Consider the following 18,745-nt stretch of genomic DNA (forward strand, 5'->3'; position numbering starts at 1 on the left):
TGGACACACACAGGAGACAGCCCGTTCCTACTCCTCGAGACGCGGTTCGACGCCGGCGCCGAGGTCCTTCCTCAACCGCGCCAGCGCCTGGCGGTTCAGCTCCGAGACCTGCGTCGCGGACATGCCGAGTGCTTTGGCGGTATCGCGGATGCTGAAGCCCTCCAGGTACCGGAACAGGACGACCGCCCGCTGTTTCGGGGGCAACGCGGCGATCAGCTCCGCGACGCCGGTGCGTTCACCGCCCCTGGACGCGATCTCGCGCAGTTCGGCCAGGTGGGTCTCTTCCAGCTCGGACAACCCCATGAGCTGTGCTTTCGACGGGCCGGGAAGCTCCCGCCCCGGTCTGTCCTGTTCGAAGAGGTCCAGGGTCGCCGCGACGTCCCGCGCCCAGAGCCTGCTGGTGTGCTCGGAGCGATGTCCCCCCGCGAGGACGCGACCGATGTGCCCGACCGCGTGCTCCTCGAACCCTTCGCCGCCCCGCGCGGGGTCGTAGCTCCCGATCGCCTCCGCCAGGCCGTACACGCCGGCCTGCGCGAGGTCGGTGAGTTTCACGTTCGCGAGCACACCACCCACGAATCGTCCGAGGACTCTCGCGACGACCGGCAGGTAGTGCGACACGAGTTCGCTGTGCGAGTGGCGGCTGCGCGTCGCGGCGTACCTGCGCCACACCGACGCGACCTTCGGATCGACCTCGGGCGTCCTCGCCGGCTTGGCGTCGAGCAGGTCGCGTGCCTGTTCGAAGGAGACGTACTCGTCGCCGAACAACGCGTCCGTGGCGACCCGTTGCAAGGTGCGGAGACCGCCACCACCACGATCGTCCGCGGTTTCGCTCCACTGACGGCACAACTGCAGCTCGTGCCGCAGGACGCGCGTGGTCGCGTGCCCGGCTCCGAGAACGGTCTCGGCACGCTGGCAGGCGGTCTCCAGGACCTCCAGGGCCGCGGTGGGCTCGACGTGCGCGTCCGCGGACCGGGCGAGCTCGAACGACGCGGTCGCCAGGTTCGCGAACGCGGACATCGTGTGGGGGTGGTTCTCCCCCAGCTCCCGCGAGGTGGTCTCGGCGACCTCCCGCATCACGACGAGGGCGGACGACGCCGCCGTCACCGACTTCGCCAGCCGGGCGCACTCGAACCGCGCCGACGCCTCGTTCCCCGCGGCGACGAGCGCCAGGGGGTGCAGGCGGCCCAGCACCTGGCGGATCCTGCCGGCCACGGAGGAGAGGAAGGACAGGGCCTGGCCGGCGTCCCCGGAAGAACGGGACGCGCGGGCGAGGGCGAAGTCCGCCGTCGACAGGTTCAGCCGGACGGCCAGGGTGTCCAGGTGGTCGGCCCCGAGCGAGGAGGCGATCCGCTGCCTGAGGAGTTCCAGCTGCTCGGCGAGTTCCTCGGCGCGCTCGGTCGCTCCCTGGGCCATCGCCAGGTCGAACTGCGTCGCGACGCTGGTCGCCGCGGCCACCAATGCCGTCGGCGCGGACGACCCGGCCGAGGCCCGGTAGGCGGACTCGGCCGCACCGAGGCGGGACATCGCGCGCAGCAACGAGAACCTGTCCGCGTGCAGCCGCGACTCCGCCGTGTGCACCGCCGCCGCGGCGACCTCCGCGACGTCCGCGGAGATGCCGGCTCGATCGGCCTGGGCGAGCCACCGCCGTGTCGCGCCCACGTCACCGCCGGCGAACGCGACCGACGCGAGGTTCACGCGGATCGTCTCGGCCACCGGGGAGCCGGCCCGGCCGGCGTCGATGTGCACGTCGTCGAGAACGGCCCGCGCCGCGGCGAAGTCGCCGCTGCGGGCGGCGACGACACCCAGTTGGTTGCGCAGCCGGAAAGCCTCGTCCGATCCGGCGTCCAGCACGTGGATCGACGCCGCCAGCAGGCGTTCGGCCTGGTCGCGTCGCAAGCTCGTCGTGACGCGGAGGAGCAGGTCGAGGTGCGTCCTCATCGAGGCCGCCGTCACGTGCTCGACCGCGGCACGTTCGCGCTCGGGGCTCCAGCCGTGCTCGGTGAGCGCCCGCAGGGCCTCCTCCCAGCGGGTGCTCACGCGGACCCCTTCGAGAGGAACTGCTCGACCATCGCCCTGGCGATCTCCAGCTGGATCGTGTTCACCGCGCTCGGCCCGACCAGACCGTGGGCCTCCCAGTCGGCGAGTTGTTCGAGCGCCGAGGTGTGGCGGCGGACGTCCGTCGCGGGGTCGGCCGGGGCGTGGTCGTCGAAGTAGTCGGCGAAAGCCGCGAACGCCTCGCGCATCGTCACGGCCCACAACACGTTCGTCGCACCCAGCTTCTCGTCGAAGCGGTTCTGGTACTGCTCCTGGAGCACGCCCGCGAGCGTCGCCTCCTCACCGACCCGTTCGACGGCGCTGCCGGAATACCCCTCGTAGTTGCCGAGAACGACCTCGGTGCTCAACTGCAGCGCTTCCAGCTGCGTACCGCTGACACAGTCGTACTTCACGTTCGGCTCGTCGACGGCGCCGTTGAGGTGCGGATCGGACGGCGACGGCCGGTTGGGGGTGCGCCACCTGTCGTTCTTCTTGCAGACCTGTGGGACCGGCGGCCGCACGAACGACCTGCCCACCAACCTGATCAACGCCAGATCGACGTCCTCGCGCCTTTCGCAGACGACACCCGGTGCCTCGGTCCCGTCCGCGTGCACCAGCACCACGTCGCTCTCGGACTCGGCCAGCGGTCTCAGGCAGTGGTCCGCGGTCATGACGAACCGGCGTGTGACGTAGAAGCCCGCGCCGAGGACCCCTCCGTCGGGCCGCCGCGCCTCGACCCAGTATTCCGTCCGGTACATGGTCGGGTCAGGCGCGCTCGATCGTCATCGTCACCTCGAGCGACGCCTCCGCGGACGCCTTCGTGATGATGACGCCCGCCTCCGCCGAGACCGTGAGCCCGAAGGTCGCCTCGACGCTCGACACGCGCCAGCCGTCCTTCTCCTGCGCGGTGGCCATCGACGCGCGCACGATGTCGGCGGCCGTCGCGATGCCCGCTTCGATCTCGGCCCTGCGTTCCTGAAGGGCCGACGCCGTCCGCTCGGAACTGGAGATCTGCCGTCCGCCTCGGTTGCCGAACCGGACGGTCTCGATCCGGACGACCGGCTCGGAGAATTCACTCATGTCTGCCGTGTCGGGCAGCCTGAGAAAGACGTTACCGATTTCCACGGAAGTGCAACTATTCCAGACGCGCAAGAAAGTAATTCCGGAAAGCGTGGAGAATCGCCGACGAATGCCGCTGGCTACTTCTTCGTGCTGCCGCTGCCGGCTGCGGGCGCTCGCGCACACTGCGCGTCAGCTCGGCGAAGCCGGGGCACCGGGCGAGGCCGATCACGTGGTCCCGCAGTTGCGCGGCCTGCTCCTCGCCGGGCCTGGACGAGCCCCACCCACCTGCTGGTCATCGATGTCCGTGAAGGAGTGACGCGCGTCAGGCGCCGTCCACCAGGACGAACTCGGCGCGGCCGGACCGCACCCCGTTGACCTGCAACTCCACGGCGTGCTCACCGGGGTGGTAGCGACGGGTGGTGATCACCCGGAACGAGTGCTCGCGGCTCAGCTCGTAGGTCTCCCCCGGTTCGACGGTCCGGGTCGTGAGCTTGAACGTCTTGCCGGTGAGCGTGCCGTTGGCCTTGCGGTGGTGGACCACGTAGTCGATCACCAGCCGGGCGGGCTCCCGGTCGAGGTTGCGCACGGACCCGGTGAAGGACAGCGCCTCTCCGATCGTCACGGTGTCGGTGGCGAGCACCGGGCCGACCACGTCGAGGCGCGCCGAGGTGAAGCCCAGCAACGCCAGCGCTCCCGGATGTCCTTGTTTCACAAGGGTTCGCAGGCCGTGGCGCACCACGCGCGCGGTGTTGCCGTCGGGTGCGGCCGTCCAGGCGGTCGCGGTCGCGACGACCAGGTCCGGGTGCCGGCGGCTGATGTCGTTGAGGTGGTTGGCGACCGACCGCCGGACGTACTCGCTGTCGTCGCGGTACAGCGCGTCGAGGATCGGCAGGGTGGCCTCGGGGACGGAGAGGACGCCGGGCACGCGGACCGCCCAGGGCAGCAGCGGCCGCGTGCCCTCCGACGCGAGCCGGCGCACGTGCTCGTCCTCCGACCGCGTCCAGGCAAGGATCGTGCCGAGCGCCCGTTCCAGGTCGTGGTTCAGCAGGGAACGCAGCGCGAACTCGGCGCTCAGCTGCGGTGTCAGCTCCGCCAGCAGGGCGAGCGCGTCGTCGAACGCGTCGGTGCCGCCCTCGCTGATCGCCTTGGCCGCCACGGCGCTGGTGACCGGCCAGATCAGCCACCCGGTGAACGACGGCGCCTGGTCCGCCGCGGCGCGCACGGTCGCGGCGAACGACGCGTAGTCGCCCGGCAGGTCGTCGAGCAACGCGTCGCGCAGGAGATCGCTGCGCTCCCTGAGTGCCAGTGGTGCCAACGCCTTCTCGGCGTCGCGGAGCCGGGCCAGGCGCGCACGCGGCCGCGCCGTGCGCAAAGCGGTGACGAGGGCGCGCACGGTCTGGGCACCGATCAGCTCATCGGCGAAGGGCATGCGCGCGATGCTACCCAGTGGCCCGGCGGCACCGTCCGGGTCAGGCGGGGACGCGGCCGCCGCCCGCGAAGTCCCACACCCAGTCCGGGTAAGGAGTCCTGTCCCGGCTCACCGCGTCGAGGCGGGCGAGGTCCTCGGTGGTGAGCTCCAGTTCGGCCGCGGCCGCGCTGTCCGCGATCTGCTCCGGGCGCTTCGCCCCGACGACGACGCTGGTGACGCCCGGCCGCGACAGGACCCACGCCAGGGAGACCCGCGCCGCGCTCACCTCGTGCTCGCCGGCGATCGCGCGCACGACGTCGACGACGTCCCACGCGGTCGAGCGGTCGACGGGCGGGAAGTCCGGGTAGTCCTCCGCCGAGCGGCGCGCCCCCGCCTCGCTCGACCCGGTCCTGCCGTACTTGCCGGACAGGATCCCGCCCGCGAGCGGCGCCCACACGAGCAGCGACACGCCCTGGTCGACGGCGAGTGGTGCGATCTCCCGTTCGACGTCCCGGCCGAGCAGCGAGTAGTAGGACTGCGACGACGCGAACCGCGCCCAGCCGTTCCGATCGGACAGTCCCAGCGCCTTCATCAGCTGCCAGGCGGCCAGGTTCGAGCACCCGACGTAGCGGACCTTGCCCTGCCGGACGACGTCGTCGAGCGCCGCGAGCGTCTCGTGGACCGGCGTCACCGGGTCGAAGCTGTGCAGCTGGTAGAGGTCGACGTGATCGGTGCCGAGGCGGCGCAGGCTGTCCTCCAGCGCGCGGACGAGGTGCAGCCGGGAGGCGCCGACTCGGTTCGGGCCCTCCCCCACGCGCGCGCTGAACTTGGTGGCGAGCACGACGTCGTCGCGGCGGCCCTTCAGCGCCCGGCCGAGCAGCACCTCGGACTCACCGGCGGAGTAGACGTCCGCGGTGTCCACGAGGGTGATGCCGTCGTCGAGCGCGCGGCCCACGACCGCGTCCGCGGCGGCCTGGTCGAGGCCGCCGAGAGCGTCGCCGAGGGCGGTGCCCGCCCCGCCGAAGGTCATCGTGCCGAGGCTGACGGTGGAGACGTGGACGCCGGTGTTGCCGAGCATGCGGTATTTCATGAACACCACGCTAAGCCGCCTCCGCTGGCTTATCTGTATCAGAAGCGCCGTCATTTGTGCTTGATGCTCTGAGCTACGATCGGCTGGTGGATCCCCTCTCCGACGTCCTGTCGATGGTCGCCGTCGAGGCGGCGGTCACGTCCCGCCTGGACGCGTCGGGCCGGTGGGGGCTGCGGTTCTCCGGCAGCGCGCACGCCAAGTTCGGCGTGGTGCACCGCGGCGAGTGCTGGATCGCCACCGCGTCCTCGGAACCGGAGCGTCTGACGGCGGGCGACTGCTACCTGCTCCTCGCGGGCGGCCCGTACACCATGGCGAGCGCGCCCGACCTCGCCGCGCACGAGTTCGCCGCGGCGGACGTCAGGTTCGCCGCCGACGCCGTGGGCGGGAACCTCCGCCTCGGCGACGGCGAGCCGGAGTCCGTCGTCACCGGTGGCCGGTTCGTCCTCGACCCCGACCACGCGACCCTGCTCCTCGACCTCCTGCCGCCGGTGCTGCCGATCGCGTCCGCGGACGTCCCGTCGCCCGCGCTGCTGGCCGCGATGGACCTGCTGGTCGCCGAGACGGGCTGCCCGGGGCTGCCAGGCGCCGACCTCGTGCGGAACCACTTGGCGCACATCGTCCTCGTGCAGGCGTTCCGGTCCTATGTGGACTCCGCGGACCGTCCCGCCGGGTGGCTCGCCGCGCTGGGCGACCCCCGGCTCGCGCCGGCGTTGCGGGCGGTCCACGCCGAACCGGGCCACCCCTGGACGGTTCCCGAACTCGCGCAACGGGTCCACCTGGCGCGGTCGACCTTCGCCGCCCGCTTCCGCGACGTGGTGGGCGTTCCCCCGCTGGAGTACCTGCTGCGCCTGCGCATGCGGCACGCCGTGCGGTGGCTGCGCGACGACGTACCGGTGACGGAGGTCGGGCAGCGTCTCGGGTACGCGTCGCACAGCTCGTTCTCGCACGCGTTCACCCGCGTGGTGGGCGTGCCACCGGGCCGGTTCCGGCCGTGAACCCGGTCGGGCCGGCCCCGGGATCACCTGGCCGGCGCCGGAGAGCTCGGGTTCACCGCTTGCGGCGGGCCTCCGCGAACCTGTCCGCCGCCTCGCCGAGGTCCACGATCGGCGGCGGGTAGTCGAGCGCGGCCCGTTCGTCCTCGGGCAGCTTCCACGGTTCGTGGACGTACCGGGGGTCCACTTCGGCCAGTTCGGGCAGGTAGCGCTTGACGTACCGGCCTTCCGCGTCGTACCGGCCGGCCTGGGCGATCGGGTTGTGCACGCGGTTCGGCCGCGTGTCGGTGCCCGTGCCGGCGACCCACTGCCAGTTCATCTGGTTGTTCGCGAGGTCGCAGTCCACCAGCAGGTCGACGAAGTGCTGCGCGCCGCGCCGCCAGTCGAGGTACAGGGTCTTGCACAGGAAGCTCGCCGCGACCAGGCGGGCCCTGTTGTGCATCCAGCCCTCCCGGGCGAGCTGGCGCATCGCCGCGTCCACGAACGGGTAGCCCGTGCGGCCGTCCCGCCAGGCCGCGAAGTCGCGCTCCGAACGGCGCCAGCGGTCGTTGCGGGTGCGGTAGTCCTCGGTGGAGGACCGGGGACGGGCCGCGAGCACCTGGTGGTGGAAGTCGCGCCACGCCAGCTGGCGGGTGTAGGCGCGGGCGCCCTCGGACGCCGTGCCGACGCGGTCGAGCAGCTCGGTCACCGACACCGTGCCGAAGTGCAGGTGCGGGGACAGGTGGGAGGTGGCGTCCTCGGCCAGCGCGTCGTGGACGTCGGCGTAGTCGTCCACACCGGAGCGAGCCCACCTCGCCATCAGCTCGCGGCCGACGGTCTCCCCGCCGGCGGCCAGGTCCGGTGACGGGGTGCCGTGGCGCAGGTCGGGCAGGTCGCCGCCGAGGTCGGGCACGGTCACCCGCCGCGGTGCGCGCAGGACTCCCCGGCGGGGCACGGTCTCCCACTTGCGGAAGTACGGGGTGAACACCGCGAAGTGGTCGCCCCCGCCGGTCGGGGTGAGGGAGAGCGGCGGGACGGCGTTGATCGACGCGTCGTGCACGTGCAGGTCGACGTCCAGTGCCCGCAGGGCTTCCTCGCGGCGGCGGGCGTACCGGCTGACGTCGGCGGCGACGTGGACCTCGGTGACGTCGTGCGCGCGGGCGAGCCTGGCGACCTCTTCGACGACCTTCCCCCGGCGCACGACCAGCCTGCCGCCGCGCTCCCGCAGCGACGCGTCCAGGTCGGCCAGGCTCTCGGTGAGGAACGCGGCCCGGTTGGCGTTGAAGAACGAGGACGAGACGATCGCGTCGTCGACCACGAACAGGGGGATGCACCGCTCGGCGGCCGCCGCGGCGTGCAGCACCGGGTTGTCGTGGACCCGCAGGTCACGGGTGAAGAGCGCGATCGACGTGGTCATCGGTGAGCCTTACCCGTTGCCGCGACTCGTCAACCCCGTCGTCCCCCGTTCGTGGAAGGACGGTTGCGAGTACCCGAAACCGGGCACATCATGCGCGTGACGACCGACCACGACGACTTGCTCCCCGCGCAGCTCGGCCGCGAGGCGCAGGAGTTACTCGATCCCCACCACCACCGCGCGAGCGTCCACCTCGGAGACCGGCTCGTCGTCGACCCCGGCCAGGTGCTCGACAACGTCGCCATGGCGATGGAACGCCTCGACCTCGACATCGGCACACCGGTCAGCATCGAGGAGGACGTCGCGACCCTCGAGGAGCTGGTCGCGATGATCGACCACTTCGACCGGGGCGCGGAGCTGATCGCGCACACGCTCAACACGGCGGCGCGCGTCATGAACGCGCGTTACCCCGCCGAGCTAGTGCACCACCCGCTGCCGCCCGACTGCGACCTGCGGCGGCTGTTCCACGCGGACGTCGACGACCGCAGCCAGGACGTCGCGCGGGCGGTGTTCAACCACAGGCTCGCGCAGGACGCGGACGTGCGGGAGTCGGAGGTCGCGATCGACCTCGACGGACTCTCGTCCCAGCAGCGGATCGAGGTGTTCATGGCGGTGTTCTTCCTGTACGGCACGAAGATCGGTGCCCTGCAGAACCGGACGGGCATCAGGTGAGGTGCCTGGTGCTGGGCGCGACCGGCTACCTGGGGTCGCAGCTCGTGCCGGAGCTCCTCGCCCGCGACCACGACGTCTCGGTGCTCGTCCGCGACCGCACGCAGGCGACGCGCTTCCCCACCCAGGTCATGGTGCACAGCGGTGACGCCACGGATCCGCACGAGGTGCGGCAGGCGGTGGCGGACAAGGACGTCGTGTACTTCCTCGTGCACTCGCTGGACCGGCCGGACTTCGCCGCCGTCGACCGCGAGGCCGCCGCCGTGCTGGCCGCCGCGGCGGCCGGGGCGGGCGTGCGGCAGGTCGTCTACGTCGGCGGGCCCCGCCCCGACTCCCCCGGCCTGTCCGCGCACCTCGGCTCACGGGCCGAGGTCGGTGACGTCCTGGCCGCCGGAGCGGTGCCCGCGCTCGTGCTGCAGGCGTCGATGATCATCGGTGCCGGTTCGGCGAGCTTCGAGCTGTTGCGGTCGTCGGCGCGGCTCACGCCGTGGGTACCGGTGCCGTCGTGGATGCGCAACACGAGCAGTCCGGTCGCGGCGGCCGACGTCGTGCACTTCCTGGTGGCCGCCGCGGAGCTCGCGGAACCGGTCGACGGCGTCTTCGACGTCCCCGGCCCGGAGCGGCTGTCCTATCTGGACCTGCTGCAGCGGTGCGCGCGGGTGCTGCGGCTGCCGGTCAGGATGCCGGTGCCCGCCCCGTTGTGGTCCCACAAGCTCGCCGCGCGGGTCGCCGGCCTGGTGACACCGGTCCCGGCGACCGTGGCGGAACCCCTCTTCGCCTCGCTCGACCACGACCTCACGGCGGACGGCCCGCTCGTCACCGACGTGCTGCCGGCCCCGCCCGGCGGCACGACGAGCGTCGACAACGCCATCCGCGCCGCTACCGCACCGCAGGCCGGGGCGGGCGACGGCGAGGTGTTCACCGAGGAACGCACCGTGCTGACCGACGCCTCCCCCGGCGACGTCTGGCACGCGGTCACCGCGCTGGGCGGTGACAACGGCTGGCACACCGTCCCTCTCGTGTGGACGGTCCGGGGCGCGGTCGACCACCTGCTCGGCGGCATCGGCCTGTTCCGCGGCAGGGCGCCCGACGTCGGGGAGGGCGACGTGGTCGACTTCTGGACCGTCGTGCACCGCGACGACGACGCGAGGCGCCTGGTGTTGCGGGCGGACATGAAGATGCCCGGTCACACACTGCTCGACATGCGCGTCGACCGCCACGGCGACCGCACCCGCTACCGGCAGAAGGTCACGTTCACCGCCGACGGCCTGCTCGGGCAGCTGTACTGGGTCGTGCAGAAACCCTTGCACGACGTCGTGTTCGCAACGATGGCGCGCGGGATCGTCCGGACGGCGGCTGAGGCATGATCTGCGCATGCGCAGCTCACTGTTCAACAACCAGGAACGTGCCGTCGAGCCCGGTAGTTTCCAGCTGCAGAACGAACGCATGCTCAAGGTGGACCTCACCGGCAGCGGCGGGTTCTTCTTCGCGAAGCAGGGCTCGATGGTCGCCTACCAGGGCGACGTCGACTTCGCCTACGAGGGCGCCGGCGGCATCGGCAAGCTGTTCAAGAAGGCCTTCACCGGCGAGGGCATGTCGCTGATGAAGGTGTCGGGCAGCGGTGACGTGTTCCTCGCCCAGGACGCCGACGAGATCTTCGTGCTGCACCTGGAGAACGAGAGCGTCACCGTCAACGGCAAGAACGTGCTCGCGTTCGACAGCACCCTCCAGTGGGACATCAACCGCACCGAGGGCGCGTCGATGCTCAGCGGCGGCCTGTTCAACACCACGTTCACCGGTACCGGCGCGCTGGCCGTCACCGCGTACGGCACGCCGGTCGTGCTGAACGTGGACGTGCCGACGTACGTCGACATGCAGTCCGCCGTGCTGTGGTCGACGTCGCTGCAGTCCTCGATCCGCAAGACGGCCAAGCTCGGCGCCGTAATCGGGCGCGGCTCCGGCGAGGCGTACCAGCTCGCGTTGCAGGGCAACGGCATCGTCGTCGTGCAGGCTTCGGAGGGCCATCCGATCCCGACCGCGCAGTAGTGCGCGCCCCGGCTCGGGTCCGCCCCGAGCCGGGGAAGCCGCGTCACGGTCCGCGGTACTCGAGCCAGTCGAGGTTGATCGCACCGGAGTCGCCGCTGCCGCAGGACAGAGTCACCACCGGGTCGCGCCCGCTCACCGGCACGCCGTCGAAGGTCACCGTGCCCCAGGCGTCCCAGCTGTCGGAGACCTTCGGGAAGCTCACCTGCCGCACGGCACGTCCGTCCACCGACAACGTCATGGTGCGCGCATCGCCGTGGGCGTTCGCGTACCTCAACGTGATCGCTCCCGAACCCGCCGCCGTCGTCGGGCGGTGCAGCGTGAACGACGACGCGGCGCCTTGCGCCCAGAGTCCGTCGAGGAACGCCCTGCCGGAGTAACCGGTGTGGTTGACGTTCGTCTTGACGCCACCGGTGTTGCGCGCGTCCTCCGCTTCCAGGCGACCGGGCGCGGGGCAACCGGAGACCGTGCCCGCGGTGTCGGCGCACCGGTCCTGCGCGTCGGCGACGCCGTCACCGTCGCGGTCGCCGGCGGCCGCTCCCGTCAGCGTGATCTCGACGGTGTGCGCGCCCCGCAGCGTGGCGGGGACCTCGGCGCGTGCCGGCCTGCCGTCGATCCTGACCGAGCTGATCGTCGTACCGGCCCCGCGCAGCCTGATCGTCAGGTCGGCGTCGCGGTAGCGCAGGTTCCGCAGGGTCACGTCACCCCAGCCGGCGGGCAGGGTCGGCGCGAACGACAGGCCCGCCTCGGTGTGCCGCAACCCGAACAGTCCTGTGTGGACCATGTCGAGGAACGCCGTGGCCGACCAGGTCTGGGCGGGCTCGGAACCCCAGTGGAACTTCACCGTGTCGCCGAGTCGCTGGTAGCCGCCGTCCACCACACCCGTGGTGCCGTTGTAGATCTCCCAGAACCCGCTGTTGTTGTTCGCGAGCTTCGCGAGCCTGGCCGTCTCCGCCGCGAACGTCCTCGGATCTCCCGCCTTCGCCGCCGCCTTGGCCCACAGCCCCTGCACGAGCGGCCAGACGATCGCGTTGTGGCGGCCGGGCTGCGCCTCGGAGTAGCGGTCCCAGTGCGGGTAGGTGTCGGGCATGCCCCACGTCATCGAGCGCGCGTTCGCGAGGATCGAGCGCGCCTGGGCCGGGCTCGCGACGTCGAACAGGATCGCGAACGCGAGGCCGGTGCCCTCCTGGTGGGCGCCGCGCGTGCCGTCGGCGAGCAGCTGGTAGTCGTACAGGCCCGTCGCCGGGTTCCAGAAGTGCCGGTTGATCGCGGCCTTCAGCGCGGCGGCCTTCGCGCGGTGGCGGGTGGCGTCCTGCGGCCGGCCCAGCCGTTCGGCCATGTTCGCCGCGCTGAGGTAGGCGGCGTGGTAGACCTCGTTGGTGCTCAGGTACATCCCGCTCGCGATGCCCGGCCACGGCATGCTGCCGGTGCTGACCGACTCGGTCGCGTCGGCGGGCGGCGCGGGGTAGCCGGCGATGCCGTCGTTGAAGAACGACGCGCCGGTGAACAGCCCGTAGGTGGCGTTGAACCCGGCCGTGGTGGCGTTCTCGCGGATCGTCAGGGTGTTCGCGGCGGTGCGGTACGCGTTGCCGAGGAACTCCTGGTCGCCGGTGACGAGGTAGTGGTGCCACGCGGCCGTGAGCCACACGACCTGGTCCCACTGCTGGTCGTCCTGCTGCACCCGCAAGGCGCCCGCCGAGTCCTTGTCGACGACGGCCCAGAGCGTGTTCTCCGCGAGCGCCGGGGACAGCAGGCTGGTCGCGTTCCAGCTGTTGACCGACGCGTCGCGCGTCCACGGCTGCTGGTAGCCGCCGCCCGCGCGGACGAAGCCGACGGACGGGTCCTGCAGGCCGCTCCTGTTGTGGCGCGGGTCGTAGCCCATCGTGTTGATCCGCAGCAGGTTGTCCAGCGCGGCTGTGTAGGCGGAGCCGTACAGCGCCTGGCTCGGCGGGCTCGCGAACTCCAATGACGGCGTGGTGGCCGCGTGCGCCGGTGGGACACCGGTGAGCAGGCCGAACACCGTCGTCAGGGCCAGCAGGACATGTCCGATCCGCCGCCGGGGACTCATCCCTCGCACCTTTCCCGGCGCCGGGATCCGACCGGAGCCGAACCGGCAGTGCACCATGAAAGCGCTCCCACGGTCCCGGATCGGCGGTGATCCTGTCCGCTTCTGTCAGCACTCGCGATCATGTCGGCGCAACGGCATGATCCTTCCGGCCCAGCACCCGATGGCCCAGGACCGATGAGTTCGCGCGACCACCGCGGTCTGCACCGTCGACCAGGAACGGAAAGGACACCCGATGACCCAGCTGGTGAAGGTCCAGAACTTCGTCGTGTCGCGAGACGGCTTCGGCGCCGGTGAGGACCAGACCCTCGACAGGCCGTTCGGCCACGCCGATCCCGGCACCATGTTCGCGTGGGCGGGCGCGACGGCGAGCTGGCCGAACCGCACCGACCCCGGCGGCACCCGCGGCCTCGACGACTACCTGACCCGCGACTTCGCGAACAACATCGGCGCGGAGATCATGGGCGCGCACAAGTTCAGCCCGCACCGCGGCCCGTGGGAGAGCCACGACTGGCAGGGCTGGTGGGGCGACGAGCCGCCGTTCCACACCCCGGTCTTCGTCCTGACCCACCACGAACGCCCGTCGTTCACGCTCTCCGACACGACCTTCCACTTCGTGAACGCCGGCCCGGCCGAGGTTCTGGAGCGCGCGAAGGAGGCCGCGCGGGGCAAGGACGTCCGGATCGGTGGCGGTGCCACCACGATCCGGTCCTTCCTCGACGCCGACCTGATCGACACGCTGCACGTCGCGGTGTCGCCGGTCGAGCTCGGCCACGGGGTGCCGCTGTGGAGGTCGCCCGACGAGCTGCGCGACCGGTTCCACCTCGACGTCGTGCCCAGCTCCAGCGGTGTGGTCCACCACCTGTTCTGGCGGAGGTGACGCCGGTTCAGAACAGGCGGCCGTCCAGCTCGGCCGGCGGTTGTTCGAGCTCGAGGAGGTACCGCTTGCGCTCCAGACCGCCCGCGTAGCCGGTGAGATTCCCGTGCGACCCGACCACGCGGTGGCACGGCACGATGATGCTGATCGGGTTCCACCCGTTGGCGTTGCCCACGGCCTGGGCCGCCCTCGGGTCGCCGAGCTCGGCGGCCAGTTGCCCGTACGTCCGGGTCTCGCCGTAGGGGATCTTCGCCAGCAGCGCCCACACGCTGAGCTCGAAGGCCGACCCGCGGGGTGCCAGGGGGAGGTCGAAGGTGCGTCGCCCGCCGTCGAAGTACTCGCCGAGCTGGCGGCGCGCCTCCTCGAACCCCGTGCTCGTGCGGGGACCGAGGTCGCCCCAGCGCGGGGTACGCAGGTGGCCGTCGAAGTAGAGCCCCAGCAGTGCGTCGCCCTCCCCGGCCAGGGTCAGCTGCCCGACCGGTGAGTCGACGACGGTGTGGTGGACGCGCATCCTGGGCTCTCCGGAGAAGTTCCTGTGCGCCCGCGACGATATCCGACGCAGAGAAGCGCCCGGCTGAACACAGCCGGACGCTTCTCTGATGGGGACCCGGGTCAGCGGTCCGAGTCGTCCTCGTGGGAGTGCTCGGCCTCGATGTCGGGGTTAACGCACGGTCCGCCGTCGTTGTTGGAGAAGAGCGGCACCGCGATGACGTTCACGTCGACGTGGCAGACGTTGATGTCGCTGAGGAGCTCGGAGTCCTCCATGTTGACCAGGCCGACCTGGTGGTCGTGGTCGTACTTCGACGCCATGTCCATCATGTCGTCCATCGCGTCACCCTGCGTCGCGAACGCGGGCGAGCCCATCATCAGGAAACCCGCGCCAACGGCAGCCGCGGCAAAAGCCTTCTTCAGCATGACGATTCTCCTCACGAACCAGTCGTTTGTGTTCTGCACCTGCGACGGGAGGAACGGAGCCGGCACCCCTGCCCGGAAACCCCGTTCCTCCGCTCTGCGGACGGCGCACCACCGCGGTGGGCGCCGCCTCACGTCACTTGTCGTCGGGGTTGGCGCAGAGGCCGCTGTCGTTGTCCGACAGCACCGGCACCGCGATGACGTTGACGTCGATGAAGCAGGCGTTCAGGTCGCTGGCGACCTCGGAGTCGTTCAGGTCGGCAACGCCCACCTGGTCCGTGATGTCGAGCTCAGGGGCATCGGCCAGAGCGGTGGAACCAATACCGAGGAAAGCGCCCGCGATAGCGACGGCCGCCCCTGCCTTCTTCAGCACAAAAATCTCCTAGTTCGATTTTTTCGAGAACGGATCGCGGTGGTCCTTCAAACCATCCGCAAGTCCGGGAGGACCGTATCCAAGCGGTTCGTCCGGACCAAATCGGAATCCGCCCGAAAGTACGGTTCAAACCGTCTTCACCACACTTTCGGGTGATGCATGGTTCCGGAGGTTTAGCAATCATCGGCCTCATGATCAGCCACGATCCGGATATTCCAGGTCGGCGTCTTGCTTTGGGGTGAACAATCAGGCGCGGACGCCACCCGCGGCCCCTTGCCTCCGTCGATGTCGTTCGGGACCGCACGTCGAAGTGATCGCCTCCTCGTTCCGCCTGCAGCCGGCGCCCGACCACAGGGCCGCCCGTGACCAGCGGTTTCAACAGAATCTCCCTGGTTCCGCCCGACAGAACGTCCTTTCCGAGTCGTGGCGAAGCGCCACGAGCAGCGTCCTGGCCGGCCGACACGCCGGTGCGGGCACGGCCGCGAAGCCCGGACGTCCGCGTTTGTCGGCGGCGCCGAAAACCAATACGGTCGCCTCATCCACCCCACCGGAACCGAACGAGTTGAGCCGGCAGCTCGGAATCGCACCAGAGACCGAGGATGTGCCGGGCGAATGCGAATCGCGATGGTGTCCGCGCAGGCCAGTCCGCTCGTGGAAAGCACGGCACAGGGCGCCCACGTGGCGGAACTGTGCGCCGGGCTCAGCGCTTCGAGGTACGAGGTCGTGGTCTACACGCGGCGCGCCGATCCGGAGTCGCCCGACGAGGTCAGGACCGCCGAGGGCTACGACGTCGTGCACGTTCCCGCGGGGCCCGCCCACGAGCTTTCCGAGAAGGCGCTCGTGGAGCACCTCGCGGACTTCGCCACGTTCCTGGCCGAGCGGTGGCGGCTGCGGCCGCCGGACGTGGTGCACGCGCACCACTGGACGTCCGGGCTCGTCTCCCTGATCGGCGGTCACCGCCTGCAGGTCCCGGTGGTGCACTGCTGCCACGGGGCCGGGGAGGCCCACGTCGAGCAGCGCTCCGACGCCGAGACGCTCATCGCGCGCAGGGCGGCGTGGATCACCGCCACGAACTCGGAGGAGGCGACCCGGCTGTGGCGCTCCGGTGCGCGCCGCACCCAGGTGTCGGTCCTGCCGAGCGGTGTCGACTCCGCGCTGTTCACCCCGGACGGCCCTGCCGACGTCCACGACGGACGGGTCCGCGTCGTCGTGGCCGGGGAGCTGGATCCCGCCGAGGGCTCCGCGGCGATCGGCGCCGTGCTGTCCACGATGGACCACGTCGAACTGGTCGACGCCGCCGCCGTGCCGCGCGGGGACCGGCCGGCGGTGCTGCGGTCGGCGGACGTCGCGGTGTGCGCGCCGGCCACCGAGGCGTACGGCACCGCGGCGCTCGAGGTGATGGCCTGCGGCGTGCCGGTCGTGGCCACCGCGGTCGGCGCCCTGAACGACGTCGTGCTGCCGGACGTGACCGGCCTGCTGCTGCCCCCGCACGACGGACGGCGGCTGGCGCGGTCGCTGAGGTCGTTGCTCGCCGACGAGACGCTCGGGGAGCAGTTCAGCATCGCCGGGCGCGACCGCGTCCTGAGCCGGTACTCACGGCGCCGGCTCGCGAGGGAGGCGCTGGCCGTCTACGAGCGGGTGGCCACCCCACGCCGGGGACGGGCCGGCCGCGTGTGCTGACCGGCACCGCCGGTGAACTCGCAGGATCGGGCCCGGTCGTTCACCCCGCGGGTTCGTCACGCCCGAGCACGCGCCGCAGCCGGGCGTAGACCTGGGAGGGCCCGCGCTGCACCGTGATCACCTCGGGGCCGACCGCCCGCTCGTACGCCCGGAGCACGTCCTGCGCGACGCGGTCCCACGTGTAGCGGATGCTCACGCGGTCGTGGCCCGCGGCGCCGAGCTCCTGGCGGCGGACCTCGTCGCCCAGCAGCGCCCGCAGGGCCCGCGCCAGCTGCGCGGGGTTGTGGGGCGGCACGAGCAGGCCGGTCACCTGGTGCACGACCGAGTCGGCCAGACCGCCGACCGCCGACGCCACCACCGGCACACCGCACGCCATCGCCTCGAGCGCGACGACTCCGAACGACGCGTGCCGTTGCGGGCACACGACGACGTCCGCGGATCGGATCTGCGCGGGCATCTCCGAGTGCGGTATCCGGCCGATGAACGCGATCCGGTCGGCGACCGCGTGCCGGTCCGCCAGCGCGCAGAGGCGCCTGTACTCCGCGTTGCCCGCGAGGAAGCGCCGTTCGGGACCGCCCGCGACCACCAGTTCGGTGGCACTCACCGCGGTCAGCGCCACGACCAGGTCGTCGACACCGTCGTGCGGCGCCAGGCCGGTGGCCACGAGGACCCGCAGCCTGCTGGTGCGCGCGGTGGCCGGGCCGGTCGGCGTGAACGCGGCCGTGTCGACGCCCCAGGGCACGGTGGAGATCCGGGAACGGCGCACCCCGAGCCGGGCGAGTTCGTCCACCTCGCGGCCGGACGTCGCCACCACTCCCGCCGCGCCGCGGCCGACCAGCCGTTCCACGTCGAGCGAGTCGCCGCCCGCCAGCCCGTGGAAGCTCTGCACGATCGGGATCGAGGTGCGGCGCGCGCTGAGCACGGCGCACAGGCCGGACGTCCAGTGGTGGGCGTGCACGACGTCCGGGACGTCGTCGGCCCACCGGTCGTTCAGGTACCGCGCGAACTCCCCGATGTGCGGCACGACCTCGTCCTGGCGGAGCTGCCGCGCCGGTCCGGCCGGCACGTGCACGAGCTCCAGGCCCTCGGCCACCCGCACGCGGTCCGGCAGGCGTTCGTCCGCCCGGCGCGTGTAGATCGTCACCTCGTGCCCCAGCCGGTGCAGCTCCCGCGAGAGCGCGGCGACGTGGCCGCGCCGGCCGGGGGCGTCCGGGTCGTGCAGTGCGGTCGAGGGGTTGTCCCGCACCGAGATCATCGCGATCCTCACCGCGCCACCCCCTGGTTCGGCCACGGGTTGGGGGTGCACGTCCTGCCGTCGCGCGGGACCGCCAGGCCCTGCGGCACCTCGGCCGTGACGTCGGCCAGCCCGTCGTTGGAGACGGAGAACGTCTGCTGCATCATCACGGGCGCCGGAGCGCCGTCGGCGGGGCAGAACTCGTGGCCGTGCCCCAGGAAGTGACCGACCTCGTGGTTGACGACGTACCTGCGGTACCCCTCCAGGTCGCCGCCGAACGACTCGGCGCCCCGGAACCACCGCGGCGCGCTCACGTACACGACCCCCTCGCGGTAGCAGGAGGTGTCGTAGGGCAGGTCGAACCCGCAGATCGCCCGCGCGGTCTCGGTCGCGGTGAGCCGGATCCGCACGTCCGGTTCCGCCACGTCCACCCGGCGGAAGGAGACGTCACCGGACGCCGTCCAGCCGCGCGGGTCCGCGAGGGCCGAGTCCACGGTCTGTGCGAACGCCTGGTGGACGGCCGGCAGCACCGCTCCCTGCTCCACCTCGACCGAGTAGGTGTGCAGCTCGCCCGTGCCGACCTGCGCCGTCGTCCCGGCGACGGTCCGCCACCACCCCTCGCCCTGCGCGCGCACGGGGACACCCGGCGGCAGCTCCGGTCCGGGACGGCGAGGCACGTCCTTCACGACCGCGGCCGGTGGTGGGGACGATGACGAGGACGGAGGTGTCGTGGTCGTGGTCGTCGTGGGAACGGCCCTCACGGAGATGCTGGCCGCGGCGACCGGCGAGTGCGCCTCCTGGGGTGGTGACCCGGCCTGCGGCGGACTCTTGAGCAGACCGATCGTCACACCCGCGAGAGCCGCGGCGAGCACGTACAGGACGATCCTTCCGGCAGTCATGGTGAACTCCCCCG

Annotated in this window: 18 protein-coding genes; 6 read left to right on the forward strand and 12 right to left on the reverse strand. The window is 71.6% G+C overall.

Features of this window, described 5'->3' with window-relative positions; all coding sequences use genetic code 11:
* Nucleotides 1–27: 27 nt before the first annotated feature.
* From BMY74_RS19650 to BMY74_RS19670, 5 genes are all read right to left on the reverse strand, one after another.
* Complete coding sequence (locus BMY74_RS19650; RefSeq protein ID WP_089917984.1) at nucleotides 28–2,037, reverse strand: sigma-70 family RNA polymerase sigma factor; 2,010 nt, start codon at nucleotides 2,035–2,037, stop codon at nucleotides 28–30.
* On the reverse strand, nucleotides 2,034–2,792 hold the full coding sequence (locus BMY74_RS19655; RefSeq protein WP_089917985.1) for a trypsin-like peptidase domain-containing protein: 759 nt from the start codon (nucleotides 2,790–2,792) through the stop codon (nucleotides 2,034–2,036). Before BMY74_RS19655 ends, BMY74_RS19650 begins: the two co-directional genes overlap by 4 nt.
* A gap of 7 nt (nucleotides 2,793–2,799) precedes the next feature.
* Nucleotides 2,800–3,114 carry a CU044_2847 family protein gene (locus BMY74_RS19660; protein WP_089917986.1) on the reverse strand — a complete coding sequence of 105 codons (315 nt, stop codon included), beginning with the start codon at nucleotides 3,112–3,114 and terminating at the stop codon, nucleotides 2,800–2,802.
* Nucleotides 3,115–3,418: 304 nt separating this feature from the next.
* Nucleotides 3,419–4,525 carry a DNA alkylation repair protein gene (locus BMY74_RS19665; RefSeq protein WP_089917987.1) on the reverse strand — a complete coding sequence of 369 codons (1,107 nt, stop codon included), beginning with the start codon at nucleotides 4,523–4,525 and terminating at the stop codon, nucleotides 3,419–3,421.
* A gap of 40 nt (nucleotides 4,526–4,565) precedes the next feature.
* Nucleotides 4,566–5,594 carry an aldo/keto reductase gene (locus tag BMY74_RS19670; protein ID WP_089918295.1) on the reverse strand — a complete coding sequence of 343 codons (1,029 nt, stop codon included), beginning with the start codon at nucleotides 5,592–5,594 and terminating at the stop codon, nucleotides 4,566–4,568.
* 86 nt (nucleotides 5,595–5,680) lie between these two features.
* On the opposite strand from BMY74_RS19670, the gene BMY74_RS19675 reads away from it, so the two are divergent.
* Complete coding sequence (locus tag BMY74_RS19675; protein ID WP_089917988.1) at nucleotides 5,681–6,589, forward strand: AraC family transcriptional regulator; 909 nt, start codon at nucleotides 5,681–5,683, stop codon at nucleotides 6,587–6,589.
* A gap of 52 nt (nucleotides 6,590–6,641) precedes the next feature.
* On the opposite strand, the gene BMY74_RS19680 is transcribed toward BMY74_RS19675, so the two are convergent.
* Nucleotides 6,642–7,982 (reverse strand): cryptochrome/photolyase family protein, encoded by a 1,341-nt coding sequence (locus BMY74_RS19680; RefSeq protein WP_089917989.1) that lies wholly within the window; start codon nucleotides 7,980–7,982, stop codon nucleotides 6,642–6,644.
* Nucleotides 7,983–8,045: 63 nt separating this feature from the next.
* On the opposite strand from BMY74_RS19680, the gene BMY74_RS45120 reads away from it, so the two are divergent.
* From BMY74_RS45120 to BMY74_RS19700, 3 genes are read left to right on the forward strand one after another with little or no spacing between them, the layout of a single operon-like run.
* Nucleotides 8,046–8,651, forward strand: a complete 606-nt coding sequence (locus BMY74_RS45120) for a hypothetical protein (protein WP_177229825.1) — start codon at nucleotides 8,046–8,048, stop codon at nucleotides 8,649–8,651.
* Nucleotides 8,652–8,659: 8 nt separating this feature from the next.
* Nucleotides 8,660–10,015 carry a DUF2867 domain-containing protein gene (locus tag BMY74_RS44250; protein ID WP_177229826.1) on the forward strand — a complete coding sequence of 452 codons (1,356 nt, stop codon included), beginning with the start codon at nucleotides 8,660–8,662 and terminating at the stop codon, nucleotides 10,013–10,015.
* Between the two features lie 7 nt (nucleotides 10,016–10,022).
* Entirely contained in the window at nucleotides 10,023–10,694 is a 672-nt protein-coding gene (locus tag BMY74_RS19700; RefSeq protein WP_089917991.1) for an AIM24 family protein, read from the forward strand.
* Between the two features lie 43 nt (nucleotides 10,695–10,737).
* Here the strand turns inward: BMY74_RS19700 and BMY74_RS19705 are convergent, their stop codons facing one another.
* The gene (locus BMY74_RS19705) at nucleotides 10,738–12,759 is read right to left on the reverse strand and encodes an MGH1-like glycoside hydrolase domain-containing protein (RefSeq protein WP_245786245.1); all 2,022 of its coding nucleotides are present in this window, start codon (nucleotides 12,757–12,759) and stop codon (nucleotides 10,738–10,740) included.
* Between the two features lie 232 nt (nucleotides 12,760–12,991).
* On the opposite strand from BMY74_RS19705, the gene BMY74_RS19710 reads away from it, so the two are divergent.
* Entirely contained in the window at nucleotides 12,992–13,636 is a 645-nt protein-coding gene (locus tag BMY74_RS19710; RefSeq protein WP_089917992.1) for a dihydrofolate reductase family protein, read from the forward strand.
* Between the two features lie 7 nt (nucleotides 13,637–13,643).
* On the opposite strand, the gene BMY74_RS19715 is transcribed toward BMY74_RS19710, so the two are convergent.
* The 3 genes from BMY74_RS19715 to BMY74_RS19725 all read right to left on the reverse strand — a co-directional run bounded on the left by BMY74_RS19715 (nucleotide 13,644) and on the right by BMY74_RS19725 (nucleotide 14,918).
* Complete coding sequence (locus BMY74_RS19715) at nucleotides 13,644–14,144, reverse strand: methylated-DNA--[protein]-cysteine S-methyltransferase (protein ID WP_089917993.1); 501 nt, start codon at nucleotides 14,142–14,144, stop codon at nucleotides 13,644–13,646.
* A 101-nt stretch (nucleotides 14,145–14,245) separates the two neighbouring features.
* On the reverse strand, nucleotides 14,246–14,548 hold the full coding sequence (locus BMY74_RS19720) for a hypothetical protein (RefSeq protein WP_143091630.1): 303 nt from the start codon (nucleotides 14,546–14,548) through the stop codon (nucleotides 14,246–14,248).
* Between the two features lie 133 nt (nucleotides 14,549–14,681).
* Complete coding sequence (locus tag BMY74_RS19725; RefSeq protein WP_089917997.1) at nucleotides 14,682–14,918, reverse strand: hypothetical protein; 237 nt, start codon at nucleotides 14,916–14,918, stop codon at nucleotides 14,682–14,684.
* A 612-nt stretch (nucleotides 14,919–15,530) separates the two neighbouring features.
* On the opposite strand from BMY74_RS19725, the gene BMY74_RS19730 reads away from it, so the two are divergent.
* A complete protein-coding gene (locus tag BMY74_RS19730) occupies nucleotides 15,531–16,598 on the forward strand; it encodes a glycosyltransferase (RefSeq protein WP_245786246.1) in 1,068 nt (355 codons plus the stop codon).
* A gap of 40 nt (nucleotides 16,599–16,638) precedes the next feature.
* Here the strand turns inward: BMY74_RS19730 and BMY74_RS19735 are convergent, their stop codons facing one another.
* Together BMY74_RS19735 and BMY74_RS19740 are read right to left on the reverse strand one after the other, a co-directional pair.
* The gene (locus BMY74_RS19735; RefSeq protein ID WP_089918302.1) at nucleotides 16,639–17,865 is read right to left on the reverse strand and encodes a glycosyltransferase; all 1,227 of its coding nucleotides are present in this window, start codon (nucleotides 17,863–17,865) and stop codon (nucleotides 16,639–16,641) included.
* Complete coding sequence (locus BMY74_RS19740) at nucleotides 17,862–18,731, reverse strand: DUF3152 domain-containing protein (RefSeq protein WP_089918304.1); 870 nt, start codon at nucleotides 18,729–18,731, stop codon at nucleotides 17,862–17,864. Before BMY74_RS19740 ends, BMY74_RS19735 begins: the two co-directional genes overlap by 4 nt.
* Nucleotides 18,732–18,745: the final 14 nt, after the last annotated feature.

This window comes from Lentzea albida (assembly GCF_900111005.1).
Taxonomy (GTDB): Bacteria; Actinomycetota; Actinomycetes; order Mycobacteriales; family Pseudonocardiaceae; genus Lentzea; species Lentzea albida.